Raw genomic sequence first — 14,319 nt, forward strand, 5'->3', positions numbered from 1 at the left:
ATCTAATATGAGATATTCAGTTATAATATTTTCTTTGATTTTGTTGCTCGGCTTCCGTAACGAAGCCCGGGCCCAGCAAAAGAAAGTTGTAGTTAAGGGAACTGTAATTGACAAAACAGAAAAAAGACCGTTACCCGGTGTAATGGTATGGGGCGGCAAGCCTGCTGTTGTGTTGGCACAAACCGATGCTAAGGGTAATTTTAGCGTAAGCGTTGATCCGGATGGCGAGCTTAGCTTCAGCTTTTTGGGTTATAAAAGAATTACCCGCAAAATAGAGGGCGCCACAATCATAAACATTATTATGGTTGAAGAAGTGAACGCGTTGAAAGAAATCACTAAAATCGGTTACGCTATCAAAACCAAGGAAGTATCAACCGGATCGAGCGTTGTTATTACCGCTAAAGAGATCCAGGATGCACCGGTTGCCAACGTAATGGACCTTATACAGGGTAAAGTTGCCGGTTTAAATATCCAGAATAATAATGGTACCCCTGGTATGCGCGGTTCTGCTAACATCCGCGGTGTATCAAACGTTAACGTAACAGGATCGGGCTTTTTAACACCAACATCACCGCTGTTTGTGGTAGATGGTTTTCCTACTGATGATAACAGCAATTACTCATACGGTTTTGACCAGGCCAGCCCGGGTTTAAGCCCTATCTCGCTGATTCCTGTAGAGGATATTCAAAGCATCGAAATTTTGAAAGATGCGCAGGCTACCTCGCTATACGGCTCGCGTGGTGCTTATGGTGTTATTTTAATAACTACTAAAAGAGGTAATTCAAAAATTCCGATTATTAAATACACCGGTGCCTTTACTTTCTCGCAGCCGCCGCCTTTAAGAAAAGTGATTGGCGGTAAAGGCGAGCGGTTAATGCGTATTGACGAGATCATGCAAAATGATACCAATTATTATCACGGGCTAAATACGGTTAACAGCACGCCGTTCCTGTCTGATAGTTTAAATGCTTTCTACAATAACGCTACCAACTGGCAGGCGCAGTATTACAGGAGCACCTTTAACCAGGATCACAACGTTGAAATGTCGGGCGGCGAAAGCAAGTTCAACTACAAGGTAAACGCTGGTTACTATGACCAAAAAGGTATTGTACAAAATACCGATTTTAGAAGGTATACCCTGATCATGAATACCCTGTACCAGCCTAATGATCGGTTTAAATTGGCGGCTGCTGTTAACAACCAATTGGCTTATAATAGCACTGGTGGTGGTAATAGCATAACACAAGGAGGCGTGGGTACCACTGGTGCATCATCGTCGTTATTACCCGCGCCATCGTTGTTTACAGCAAGTAACGGTTTGTTAAATACTTTAGACATTCAAAATGAAAACAAAACGGTTAACATTACAACCAACCTTGATATCGACTTCCTGATTGTTAAAGGCTTGCGGGTAACCAATTCATTTAGCTTTAATTATTTAACAATGGGCAATGAAAAGTTTAAACCCGAGGCATTAATTAATGATGTTAGCGGGCTTAAACCGGCAGATATTTATCAGATTTACAATTACTTCGACCGGAAAAATACTTTATATGACAGAACAGGGCTGGCTTATGATAAATCCATTAATAGTAAGCATAACTTCAGGGTTAACATTTTTAGCGAGATAAACAGCACAAATTACAGGGCCGATGTTATACAGCAAAGCAGCACTCCAAATGATCAGATCAAAGGCCCGCTGGGTTATGATTGGTATAACTCATCTGGCGGTACGCTAAATAGCCTCACCGATCTGAAAACTGCTTCACTGGCAGGTTCATTTTCTTACAACTATAAACAGATTTATGTATTAGACCTTTCCTATCGTATAGATGGTTCATCAACCAACGGACCCGATGCCGGTTACTCAAAAAATCCGTCGATAGGTTTACGCTGGAACTTTAACAAAGAGAACTTCATGCAGTCATTAAACTGGTTAGATTATAGTTCTTTCCGTTTTAGTTACGGTAAAAACATTGTGCCAACCGGTTCTGTATACGATGTATATGGCCGCTACACAGCCGGTACCAATTACAACCAGGATCCTACAGTTCAGTTAGATTACGGAACTATACCCAACACTGGTTTAACTCCCACAACTACCACACAATACGATGGTGGTTTTGATGCCGGTTTTCTTAACGGCAAGTTTTCGGTAACGTTTGATGCCTACTACAAACAGGTAGATAATTTGCTGCGCCAGAAGGATATTGCTACCATAAACGCCTTTCAAAAGGTAAGTACAAACGAAATGAGTTTGGTGAATTATGGTTACGAGCTAACCTTAACAGCCCGCCCATTGCCAACAGATAGTAAATTATCATGGCAGATATCTGTAAACGGTGCCTTTAATAAGGATATTATGGCTCACCTGCCTGATAACGCCAGCCAGCTTTTGGTAGTTGATCCGTCAACAGGGCAAAACATCCTGTATCGTTTGGGCCGTAATAGTTTAACAAACGTATTGTTGAACACCAAAGGTGTTTACAGTACTAACTCAAGCGTTCCGGTAGATCCGATGACCGGTTTAAGATATCGCACCGGCGGCCTAAGCTACACCTACTTTAAACAAGGCGACCCTTCATGGACAGATGTTAACGGCGACTATATTTTAGACCAGAACGACTTTGTGGCTGCTGGTAACTCACAGCCATTGATAACCGGTGGTTTTAGTTCATCTATGCAATATGGCCCGTTCTCACTAAACATCAGCGGTTCGTTCACAGCCGTTAGGGATATATTAAATAATGACCTGGCCTCACGCTTCCAAAGCTTTGCAAATCCTACTAACCAAAGCGGGCTGGTTCCGTTAACGGCTTATAACTATTGGAAAGCAAGCGGTAGTAATGCTACTTACCCTAATCCTTATGATTATACCAGGGCATCGCAAACTTCGCCCTTCAGGTATGACCAAACCCTGTTCCAGGAGGATGGATCTTATCTGAAAATTAACCAGGTAACCTTTTCTTACAACTTTAAGAAACAAGTGATCAAACGTTGGGGTATATCATCGGCACGTATTTACTGTACTGCATATAACGTGCACACATTCAGTAATTACTCAGGTGCAAATCCAGAAAGTGTAACTGACCTGGGAAAAGATATTTCGGGTGGTTATCCTAATCCACGGAACTACACGTTAGGCCTTCAAGTTCAATTCTAATTTTAAAAATGAATATTATGAAACGATTTTTTAGTGCATTTTTAATTTTACTTACCGGGAGCCTCATCTTTTCGGGCTGTAAAAAGTTTTTAAATGTTACACCGATAGATAACCTGTCTGGTAATAATTACTGGCAAAACAAAAAAGATGTGGAGTCTTTTACGCTTGGGATATATAACCAATTCAGGGAAAATACCTTGAGCTCGGCCTATTTTGCTACCACCGGCGATCTGCGTTGCAGCCCTGCTATAATGACACCGGGCCTTGGTCGTGACTATATTACCTATATCGCCACAAATAATCTGCGAACTCTTTTAGGTAATCCAAATGATTATTACTCACAAATTTTTAATTACGTGGGTTTAACCAAATGGGATGGCTGGTATAAAATGATCCAGTCGGCAAATATCCTGTATGTTAAAGCCAATGATGTTCCTTCGCTTTCGGCTACCGAAAAAAAGCAATACCGTGCCGAGGCTGTATTTTTGCGTAACCTGGCCTATTTGTTTTTAGTGCGCCAATTTGGCGATGTGCCGTATTACACCAATGCTTACAACCAGGTAGCATTGCCAAGAATGCCCCTGGTACAGGTACTGAACAACGGTATTGCCGATATGATGGCGGTAAAAAATGACCTGCCCTGGACTTATGAAGATCCGTCGCTGGTAGGTATACGGGCTATGCGCGGCAGTGCCGATGCCCTGCTTATGCACATGAACATGTGGGCAGCCGGTTTTGATGATGCCAACAAAACAAAGTATTATACCGCCGTTAATAGCCTGGGTGCCGAAATTATGGGCAACAACAGTTATGGCCTGTTACCACTTACACGTACCAAAGAGATTTTTAAAGGGCGTACTAAAGAGAGCTTATTTGAAGTACTACGTAGTTTAAATTATGGCGAATACTCAACCGGTAGTTATGAGTATAACACTTTTACTGATATGGTTTTGCACTATCCGCACAAACCGGTAAAGTCAATCACTAAAAGTTACATCTATTACGACAACAAATTTATTACCAAGCTTTATCCGCTTAATACACCTGATAAAAGGGCTACTACCTGGTTTGATCCGGCAACCCTTTACTCAACCGATGGCAAATGGGAACTGCTGAAATTCGTAAATATTTTTGCCGCCGAAGGTGAAGACGTACTACCAGATGATGACCTGATGGTTTTCCGTTTACCAGATGCCATACTGCTGCGTGCCGAAGCACAGGCCGAACTTGGTGATGATGAAGGTGCCAAAACAACACTTAACGTAGTTAGGGCCAGGGCCGAAGCCGATCCGGTGACAGATATTGGTAAGGATTTGAAAGATGATATATGGTATGAACGCGCCCGCGAACTTATGGGAGAGGGCCATTATTACTATGACCTTGTGCGCACCAAAAAAATCCTGGATAAAGAGTATTGCTACCACCCAATTTCGGTAGAAGATTTTAAGGCTGGTGCCTGGGCATGGCCGCTTGATAAAAGCGCCCTTACCAATAACCCTTACGTTACTTTAAACAACTACTGGCAATAACATTAATCAAAAAATATCATGTATAAATTCATAAAATCAGCTATAGCAATATCCCTTGTTGCTGCCTGTTTACTGGCAGGTTGCAAAAAGGACAGCTACTTTTACAATACCGGCTTACACCAGGCTAAGTACGATGGTACCATATTAGATTATCTTAAAGCTAAGCCGTTTATTTTCGACAGCCTTACCATGGTGGTTAAAATTGCCGGCATGGAAGATCTTTTCCAAAAAGAAAACGTAACCTTTTTTGCACCGCCAAGTTCATCAATTCACCGGGCGGTTGTAAACTTAAATAACGATTTACGCAGCAACGGAAAAGATACCGTATCGCAGCTGGAGCAGGTAGCGCCGCAGGTGTGGAAAGATCTGTTATCTGAGTATGTTTTTAAGGGAACTTACTTGTTAAAGGATATTCCGCAGATTGATACTGCCGCCATGAATGCCTTCCCGGGCCAGGGCTATGTTTCATACGGAGGCAGAACCATGAACATCGGCGTGTTTTATAACAGCGCGGGCGGTGTAAAATATGTGGGTTACAGGCAGCTTATCTTTTCTTACATCCCTGATTTTTCAAACCCAACCATAAATTTAATTAACACACCGGTTGCTACATCAGATATTCAGCCAACTAACGGGGTTATCCATGTACTGCAATTCCAAAACCATGTGCTGGGGTTTGATAGCCGGCGATTTGTTAACGCCGCCGAATCTGCGGGTATAAGTAAAGCCACCGAGTAATTATTAAGGTTAATTGTATAAATATTAAGAAATTATGATTTCAAACTATATAAAAAGCACAGGCCTTAACCTCATAAAAGCATCTTTGCTGTTGCTTTTATTTGTGCAGGTTTCCTGTAAAAAAACAGCTGTACTGCAGGCAGATCCTTACGGCGGCGGTAAATCGTCTTTAGGTATTAAGTTCGTTGCCGAAGATCCTAACCCTAACAGCGGCAGTGCCGGCGACGCGGTTACTTTTAAAGTAACCGGCTTATTAAGCCATAAAGGTAATTTTCAATTCCTGGTGAATGAAATTGAGGCAACGGTAACTGATGTAAGCGATAGTACAGTAACAATCACCATTCCCGAAAATGCAAGCTCTGGCGGTACTACCGTAATAGCAGATGGCCAGTCGTTTTTTGGTCCAAGGTTTACCGTAGATGGTAAGGTTTCTATTGATGCATCATTTAAAGCAGTGAATGGTACCAATGCCGCCATCAATGATTTGTTTGTAACAAATGATGGCAGTTATCTTATGGTTGGCGCTTTTACCAACTTTGAGAGCCAGGCACCAGCCACACCGGTTAACCGTATTGTTCTCATTTCCCGCGATGGCCAGTTTCAAACCGATTTTAATGCTGGTGCAGGGGCAGGCGGTACGCTGCAAACCATAAACCGGTTAGATAACGGGCAGTACATTGTTGGCGGCTCTTTAGCCACCTTCAATAACCGTAAAGGTATTAACGGTATTACCCGCTTAAATATTGATGGATCTTTAGATTCGGCTTCCATAGAGGTTATCAACCTTAAACCAACTATCCCGTCGCTGGGGCTTGATACTGTTGCCACCTTTAATGGCGGTGTGTACGGCAGTGTGGTAAAAAGCTTTGTACGCAATGGCAAAATAACCATACTGGGTAATTTCCAAAATTATGTAAAGTATTTTTACTTACGTTCAACCCGTGATTTTAAGGTAGCTGATGTTACTAAAATGAACCAGATTGCCCGTCTTACTACCGATGGTACAATGGATTCAACCTTTAATTACAACCCCGTTACCCGCCAGGGTTATGCAGGTGGTAATGGCGATATTAACGATGCCTTTATGCAAACCGATGGTAAAATAGTTGCTGTAGGTGCTTTCTCAACCTTTAACGGTGTATCGGCCAACCACATTGTTCGCCTCAATTTAGATGGCAGTGTAGATGAAACCTTTAAAGCAGGTGCAGGTGCCGATGGCGCAGTAACCTCGGTACGCTACAATACCACTACAGGCAAAATTATATTGGCGGGCGCATTTAAAACCTTTGATGGCAAAAACAAAAACGGCGTAGTGCTTTTAAATGCCGACGGCAGCACCGACGATACCTTCCAGTTTAGCGAGCTTGTAGGTGGTGTGCCCAACTTTGCAGGTCAGTTAAATAACGGCAAAATACTTGTATCCGGAAACTTCAATAAATACAACGCTATTGTAAGGCAAGGTTTCATGATCCTTAATGCCGATGGGTCATTGGCTGCGGGATATAACAATACTGGTGCTTTTGAAGGGAAGATAAACAAGGTAATTGAAACAACATCGGCATTGGGCAACCCTGCCGTGGTTTTAGTGGGCGATTTTGTGAAGTTTGATAATACCAGGGTTGGCAACATTGTACGTGTTGAATTGAAAAAATAAGTTGGGATACTAATAATTAGATAGTAACAAAATGAAAAAATATACCCGCAAAAATCTGGCGAAAAGCATAGCAGCCGTTACGGCCCTTGCACTTGCTGCAAGTATGCTGTTTACCTGTAATAAGGATTTTCCAAACAAGCTAAAGGAATCGACAAAGAACGATACCCTGGGCATCAACATTAAAAACCGCAAGGTGCTTTACATTATTATTGATGGTGTAAGAGGGCGTGCATTAAGATCGCTCAGCGCACCAAATATTTCAAAAATAGTTAAGAACTCCATTTACGCTTACGATGCGCTAAGCGATTTTGGAACAGGTACAGTAACAAATGCCGGTTCATGGGCAAACATGATAACCGGTGTAACTGACGATAAACACAAGGTTGTTTCTGAGGATTTCGCCGGGAATAACATTGCGGCTTATCCAACCTTGTTTTCGCGTTTAAAACAAGCAAATACCAATTACCGCACGGTATCAATAGCTGCTACGACAAGCTTTAACACTAACCTGGCTGCCGATGCCACGTTTCAAAAAACGTTTGATAATGACGACGCTGCCGTTAAAGACGCTGTTAAAGATGAGTTGAATAACGAAGATGCCAAACTGGTAGTTGCCCAATTGCACAGCGCCGAACTGGCCGGGGAAAGCAGCAGCTTTGAAGATACCGATACCAAATACACAGATGCCATTCTTAAAATTGATGGCTATGTAGGCGAAATGATGGCAGCTTTAACCGCCCGTAAAACATACGCTTCAGAAAACTGGCTGGTTATAATAGCATCAAACAAAGGCGGTGCTATTACACCCGACCCTAACGCTACCGATTTTACATCATATGGCGATGCTACAAGGAATACTTTTGTAGCGTTTTACAACCCCCGTTTTACCACACTGTTTGTTCCTAAGCCCGAAACTAATAACATTGCTTATACAAACACCAGCATAAATTTTGGTTATGGCGGCTCAAAAATTACAAACGCAACACTGCAGGATCCAAACACTTTTAATTATGGTGTATATCCAAATTTTACGGTTCAGGCTTTAATAAAAACCCCGCCCGACGCATTCTATTATCCAACGTTTCTGTCTAAACGTGTTGAAACGTTTACCGGTCCGGGTTGGAATATGTTTTTGGAAGACGGTAACTGGACGCTGAATACATCTGTTTCCAGCCAGGCACATGGTACTGCTTTAAATGACGGTTTGTGGCATAAGGTTACTGCCGTATTTGATGGTAAAAATCGCCAGGTTAGGGTATATACCGATGGTGTACTGAATGAAACACAAACTATGAATGGCAATAACCCCAATAACGCGGTTCCATTTAAAGTAGGTTACACAACGGGCGATGATGATGATAACCTATCAATATTGATGACTAATCTGCAGATATACAATGTGGCCTTAACAACGCAGCAGGTTTCTGATTATGCCTGCAAAACCAGTATCGACGATACAAATCCAAACTATGCAAACCTGGCCGCTTACTGGCCTATGACCGAGGGTTCAGGAAACAAACTGAAAGAACAAACAGGCAAAGGTGCCGATCTTTTGGTGAGCGCAACTGGCAGCTGGGAAAACTTCAGCGACCTGAGCCCTGCCCTATGCCCTGATATCAACGCATCGTTTTTCAGGTTGGTTCCTAATAACGTTGATATTCCTTTTGAAATTTATCAATGGATGAGCATCAATATTCCTGAAACCTGGGGATTGGATGGCAAATCATGGACACCGGTTTATTCAGACATCAAACCATAAATTATAAAGAAATGAGAAAGATATATTTAAGTATCCTTTGTGCGGTTTTGCTGTTGGGCGCTTTATCCTGCAGAAGAAATAATAAGAAATTTGAGGATGGCTATGACAAACCAAGTACTGCTCCCGCAAGCGACCTTACAATTGATACCTCTATGTCGCGTGTCGACAGATCAATGTATTCCCGCGCCCGTATCTTCCCCGGATTGATCGATCCGGCGGAGCCGAGGGTAAAGGACGAAAAATTCACTTTAAACCTAAACTTTTCATCGTCAAACGCATCTATACTGCGTATTTCTGTAGCTCCCGAACCGCAGTTTAGCACAGGGTACTGGGCACCGGCCGGCGAGCTGATTAAAATAGTTGTTCCTGCCGGAGCCAGTGGATTAAGCGTACAGGTAGGCGGCCACACAGATGATTTAACAGGCCAGCTAAGCTTACAAAGAGATCCGCTTATTTACACAGTAAAAGCTTTATTCCCTGGTGTAAACTATGTACGTAACCCGTATGGTGGTACCATTTACATCCGTGCATCATTTGCTATAGTGCAGCCTGTTGAATTTACTATTACAGGCGCCGCAAAAGCACCTGATTTTGTACTGGGTACCACTAACAATGCCGCGTGGGTGGCGCAGGTAAAAGCCTCAACCGTTCCGTGGCTGGAGTTGCGCTCAAATCGCGTTATATTTTTGATCCCAAGAGATTTCCTGATCAAAAACTTTGATTCGGCCAAACCGCTTACCGATCCAACGGCTTTAATGACGGCATGGAATAACGTGTTTGAGCTGGATTACAACGGCTGGATGGGCCTGTCGGACGAGAGCGCGGATGAAAGGGACAGGAGCCCGCAGGGTGCCTGGAGAGAGGTATTGGATATTCAGCCAAGCGTTGGCTATGGTCATAACGGCTTCCCGGTGGTGGCTACTATGGATAACGAGTGGTTTAACAGCGTTGTTAGTATAGATCAGCTTTTGCATGGTGCCAACTGGGGTACTTACCACGAGTTTGGCCATAACTGCCAGCAGGGTAATGTTTGGAGCTGGAGCACACTTGGCGAAACTACAAACAACCTTTTTAGCTTTAAAGTAGCCAACCGTAACGGCGCCGATTTTTCCATACAGCATGAGCCTACTGATTATGTTCAGCCTGCATTGGATTTTGCTGCTACCAATAACGATCCAACTAACTTTAATACCATAACGGTAATGAACGATCCTTTCAGGAGGATGATCCCTTTCCTGCAGATCTTTGGAATATATGGTTACGATGCTATGCCGTACTTGTATACTGCTGCCCGGCATGCGCAGCGCCTGTCAAACACAGACCAGGACAAGCAGGATTTTGTTTATGAGCGTTTCTCGGAATTTGCCAAAACAGACTTGAAACCATTTTTTGATGCATGGGGTATCAGTGTTTCTTCGCAGTCAAAAGCTGCAATAGCTGCTAAATATCCATTGCTAACTAAACAAATATGGACGTATAACCCTATGACCAAAGAGGGCGGTACAGCTCCTATCACCTACAAAACAACCGTTACCGTAAGCTCCGAAGAAACAGAGGGCGAAGGCGCGATCAACGGCCATGCCGCTGCTTTAATTGATGGCGATAACAATACTTACTGGCACTCGCAATGGTATCGTGCAACAGCTGTATATCCTTATACAATTGTGCTTAACACCGGCGGCCCGGTAACTGCCAAGGGTATTTATTTTGTACCAAGAAACAGTACTGCGCAAAGACCTAAAAATGCCGATGTATACACCAGCACCGATAACGTGAACTGGACGCTTGTTGGCTCAACTGTAATTGGTAATGCATTTGCACGCTCGGAGTATTTATTCCCGGCCAGCAAAACCGTTCAATATTATAAAGTGATCCTGAAAGATGCCTGGACAAATACACCAAACGCGGCATTAGCAGAAATAAACGTTATTAAATAATTAACAGCAAATCATTAACAACCAAATGATGATAAATTATAAAAATAAAAGTATTGCCCTTTGCAGCATGGCTTTAGCACTGCTTACGGTGCTTAATGCTTGTAAAAAATACAACAACCCTCCCCAGATATTTGAAGAATACGGATCGGGTTTAAACGGGCAGGCCGAGCGGAAAGTGCTCATCATTACCATTGATGGCCTTGCAGGCGCCGAGCTGCAAAAAGTTAGTCCGCCAAATATTGGTGATCTGGCCAAAACAAGTAAATATACTTATAACGTACTTACCGATGCGGTATCGTCAGATGCCGCCACCTGGGCAAGTATGCTTACAGGTGTATCGTCGGCAAAACACGGTATAGTTAATGATAGCTATATCCCGGTTGCAGATCAGGGCGATCCGGATGCGCCAACACCAATATTTCCTACATTTTTGTCGCGGTTACTTGATGTAAGGCCAGAGTTTAAAACGGTAACCATTACTACCGATGCTGCACTAAACAAGTACATGATACATGCAGATCATCGCATACTGCCGGCTAATGATGCAGCGGTTAAGGATTCGGCTGTAAACATTGTTCAAAACAACAGTGCCAAAGCTATCCTGGTTGATTTCAGGGATGTGGAAGCCGCCGGAAAAGCAGTTGGCTACAGCGCCGATAACGCCGAATATAAAACGGCCATCACTAAAACCGATGAGTATATAGGCGCAATAACAACCGCTTTAAAAACCCGTAAAAATTATGCTAATGAAGATTGGCTGGTTATTGTAACCACCAACCGCGGCGGCAGCGATACCAACCCAAAGCCAGGTTTTATCATCTGCTCAAATCCAAACTTAAAACAGGGAGAGGTAACCAAATCGGGCTTTAACACCATGCACTTTACCGGTACTACAACAGATGCATATGTTAAGAACGATAATGGTTTATATGATGCCGGAACAAATAAGGATTTTACTGTACAGATACAGGTGAAAATAAATTCATCAAGCTATTATCCTTGCTTTTTTTCGAAGAGTACAGGGATTAGCGGATCAACCATCACCGGTTGGATGATCTTACAATCAGGAACTGAATATGGTGTTGAATTTGGAGGATCGGCAAACGGAGGTCATGGGAAAATTCAAATAGGGGGTAACGCTATTGTTGATGGTAAATGGCATACCATTACCATAACGGTAAAACTTAGCAATGGCGTAAGAACGGCAACTGTGTATACTGATGGGATACAGATAGGGTCTGCCGATATTACGTCTACAAATAATATAAGTACGCCTAACCCGCTTACCATAGGGTACAGACCTGGCGACATCGCGAACGCTTATGCTGATTTCTATGCCGGGGATGTGGAGTATTTTAACACAGCTTTGGATGGTGCAACTATATTGGCTAATATAGGCCTGAAGGATATCACCAAACACCCTAACTACGGTAATTTAACCGGTTATTGGCCAATTGACGATGGCGGCGGCGCTGTTATATCAAACCTTGCGCCAACCGGCTACAATATGCTGATGAAAGGCCCTGCAACCTGGGATGCGCTTGGAAATGATATTCCAATTAGCCGTACCCCGCAAAATGTGGTTGACGGTGCCGTATCCATAGTAGCTACCGGCCCGGATGTAGCAGGTTTAACCTTCTACTGGCTTAAAGTGCCGGTATCCAGCGATTGGAGCCTGGATGGCGTAGGATGGTTATCAAACTACGAACTGGAGTTTATAAAATAAAAGCCACCAAATAGCAAAAAGGAAAGCGGGATGATTTTAATCATGCCGCTTTCCTTTTTTAATAGCATCGTATAGATGCACCAATTTTTACTTCAGCGGATTTTTTTCAAAAAATAGCCTGTACACGCAAATGGGTTCTCATAACTTTCTAACCAATTAGTTCGGATTATTTTATCATAATCATTAGTATTGTGTTTTAAACGTGTCATTTAATTATTACAACGTATTTTTGGTGGAACAATCAATATAGGTTCTAAAGAAATTCAAATCACAACCGCACTAAACCTTAATAATATGGATGGATTAAAAATATTAAACTCTTTAACTGATGATCAAAAGAGTGCTATTACCCAAAAGTTTGGCAGCATAGGACAGCTTTATAAAAAAGTGTTCGATTTAACTAATCAAGAATATGTATTGCGAAACAGTAACAGGCAAGTAGAAATTCAAGATCAGTTATTTGACATAGAAGATAAGTTAGATGAAATTGGCCTTGACGGACATTATATAAAATCGCAAATATCGAGCGATTTTGGAGAAATTATTGTAAACAAGGCCATTAAATCACTTGATGCTGAATTGAAAAAATTTGGAACTGATTATGAAACCATGAGGGATTGGATGAAAGACAAATATGGTATTTAAAAAAGTATCATTTATTACATTCAAAACCCTTCAATGTTGTAATAGAGCCTGTTCATACCAATTTTAATCCTCTTTGTTGTTCTCAATCAATTGCGATTCAATGGTGATATTGTAAAAGGCCGCCTGTTTAACCGAGTTCCGTTCTTTGTTTGCCAATAGTTCAAGCAAAATATCGGTAGCTTTTTGCCCCTGTAAATAAGGAAATTGCTCTACCGATGCTACCGGTACATGCTCCATATAGTTAATGAGCGGCAGGTTGGCATAACTCACAAATTCCAGGTTTTCATTAGCCGGCAACTGTAACGACCGGGTTTGCTTTATGGCAAATAGCGCAATGTAATCGTTAAAAGTAACTATAGCGGTTACTTTGCGCTTATTGGCTAATAGTTCGGTTAGGCAGCGCTCGGTATCTTTTTCGGTGAGGTCGCAGTTAACAATAAGGGAGGCATCAAACTTTAAACGGTTTTTTTGGATCGCTTTTATATAGCCCTCCTTGCGTTCGCCGCTGGCAAAAAGTGTTTTTGGTCCGTTGATCATACCTATGGCGCGGTGCCCTTTTTTTAGCAGGTAGTTAACCGCCTCTATAGTACCGGTTTCCATGTTGCAGGCCACCGAATGAATGTTAGGCAACGGCGGAATCCTATCGAAAAAGACCACCGGGATATCGTATTTTTTTAAACGCTCAAAGTGTTCAAAGGAGCAGGTATTTTTTGCCAGTGATACCAGCAGCCCATCAACCCTATGGTTCTTCATTTTTTCTACCAGTTCTATTTCCTTTTGTGCGTTATCATGTGACTGGGCCAGGAGTACGGTGTAGTTTTTCTGATAGGCGGTTTCTTCAATAGCACTTGTTGCCGATGAAAAGAAAGCTTCGGAAAGCTCGGGCAGTATCACGCCTATGGTAAACGTTTTGCCTTTCTGAAAAAACACGGCTGTTTGGTTGGGCTCATAATTCATTTCGGCGGCAACACGCTTAACTTTTTGTCGGGTGGTGAGGCCAATGCTCACATGGTCATGCAGTGCCCTTGATACGGTTGAAATAGAAATATTTAATTTCCTGGCTATCTCTTTTAAGGTGGCAGGTTTTGATAACATAATAAGGAATTAAGATTAAGAAAATAGAACCCCGGTTTGATAGATCCTGGCGAATATATCACGCCTCATATTC

At 42.5% G+C, this 14,319-nt stretch carries 9 protein-coding genes; 8 read left to right on the top strand and 1 reads right to left on the bottom strand.

The genetic code is table 11. The features are described from left to right. Positions 1-7: 7 nt before the first annotated feature. The 8 genes from BLS59_RS05960 to BLS59_RS05995 all read left to right on the top strand — a co-directional run bounded on the left by BLS59_RS05960 (position 8) and on the right by BLS59_RS05995 (position 13,151). On the top strand, positions 8-3,163 hold the full coding sequence (locus BLS59_RS05960; RefSeq protein WP_091146132.1) for a SusC/RagA family TonB-linked outer membrane protein: 3,156 nt from the start codon (positions 8-10) through the stop codon (positions 3,161-3,163). Between the two features lie 17 nt (positions 3,164-3,180). Continuing rightward, entirely contained in the window at positions 3,181-4,692 is a 1,512-nt protein-coding gene (locus BLS59_RS05965; protein ID WP_240315156.1) for a RagB/SusD family nutrient uptake outer membrane protein, read from the top strand. 18 nt (positions 4,693-4,710) lie between these two features. Further along, positions 4,711-5,430 carry a fasciclin domain-containing protein gene (locus tag BLS59_RS05970; protein ID WP_091146135.1) on the top strand — a complete coding sequence of 240 codons (720 nt, stop codon included), beginning with the start codon at positions 4,711-4,713 and terminating at the stop codon, positions 5,428-5,430. Positions 5,431-5,464: 34 nt separating this feature from the next. Next, positions 5,465-7,084: a DUF5008 domain-containing protein gene (locus BLS59_RS05975; RefSeq protein WP_091146138.1), complete on the top strand. Its 1,620-nt coding sequence runs from the start codon at positions 5,465-5,467 to the stop codon at positions 7,082-7,084. Between the two features lie 31 nt (positions 7,085-7,115). Further along, complete coding sequence (locus BLS59_RS05980; RefSeq protein WP_091146142.1) at positions 7,116-8,843, top strand: LamG-like jellyroll fold domain-containing protein; 1,728 nt, start codon at positions 7,116-7,118, stop codon at positions 8,841-8,843. A gap of 11 nt (positions 8,844-8,854) precedes the next feature. Continuing rightward, positions 8,855-10,780 (top strand): M60 family metallopeptidase, encoded by a 1,926-nt coding sequence (locus BLS59_RS05985; protein ID WP_162842563.1) that lies wholly within the window; start codon positions 8,855-8,857, stop codon positions 10,778-10,780. A 25-nt stretch (positions 10,781-10,805) separates the two neighbouring features. Continuing rightward, positions 10,806-12,506, top strand: coding sequence for a LamG-like jellyroll fold domain-containing protein (locus tag BLS59_RS05990; protein ID WP_091146148.1), 1,701 nt, complete (start codon positions 10,806-10,808; stop codon positions 12,504-12,506). A 294-nt stretch (positions 12,507-12,800) separates the two neighbouring features. Further along, positions 12,801-13,151, top strand: coding sequence for a hypothetical protein (locus BLS59_RS05995; protein ID WP_091146151.1), 351 nt, complete (start codon positions 12,801-12,803; stop codon positions 13,149-13,151). Between the two features lie 63 nt (positions 13,152-13,214). On the opposite strand, the gene BLS59_RS06000 is transcribed toward BLS59_RS05995, so the two are convergent. Beyond that, entirely contained in the window at positions 13,215-14,246 is a 1,032-nt protein-coding gene (locus tag BLS59_RS06000) for a LacI family DNA-binding transcriptional regulator (protein ID WP_091146156.1), read from the bottom strand. Between the last annotated feature and the right edge of the window lie 73 nt (positions 14,247-14,319).

The organism is Mucilaginibacter pineti, from assembly GCF_900101875.1.
Taxonomy (GTDB): Bacteria; Bacteroidota; Bacteroidia; order Sphingobacteriales; family Sphingobacteriaceae; genus Mucilaginibacter; species Mucilaginibacter pineti.

What these genes read in the sequence shown, in the direction of transcription:
- BLS59_RS05960 (WP_091146132.1), top strand. Translation starts at nt 8, where the DNA reads ATGAGATATTCAGTTATAATATTTTCTTTGATTTTGTTGCTCGGCTTC.
- BLS59_RS05965 (WP_240315156.1), top strand. Translation starts at nt 3,181, where the DNA reads ATGAAACGATTTTTTAGTGCATTTTTAATTTTACTTACCGGGAGCCTC.
- BLS59_RS05970 (WP_091146135.1), top strand. Translation starts at nt 4,711, where the DNA reads ATGTATAAATTCATAAAATCAGCTATAGCAATATCCCTTGTTGCTGCC.
- BLS59_RS05975 (WP_091146138.1), top strand. Translation starts at nt 5,465, where the DNA reads ATGATTTCAAACTATATAAAAAGCACAGGCCTTAACCTCATAAAAGCA.
- BLS59_RS05980 (WP_091146142.1), top strand. Translation starts at nt 7,116, where the DNA reads ATGAAAAAATATACCCGCAAAAATCTGGCGAAAAGCATAGCAGCCGTT.
- BLS59_RS05985 (WP_162842563.1), top strand. Translation starts at nt 8,855, where the DNA reads ATGAGAAAGATATATTTAAGTATCCTTTGTGCGGTTTTGCTGTTGGGC.
- BLS59_RS05990 (WP_091146148.1), top strand. Translation starts at nt 10,806, where the DNA reads ATGATGATAAATTATAAAAATAAAAGTATTGCCCTTTGCAGCATGGCT.
- BLS59_RS05995 (WP_091146151.1), top strand. Translation starts at nt 12,801, where the DNA reads ATGGATGGATTAAAAATATTAAACTCTTTAACTGATGATCAAAAGAGT.
- BLS59_RS06000 (WP_091146156.1), bottom strand. Translation starts at nt 14,246, where the DNA reads ATGTTATCAAAACCTGCCACCTTAAAAGAGATAGCCAGGAAATTAAAT.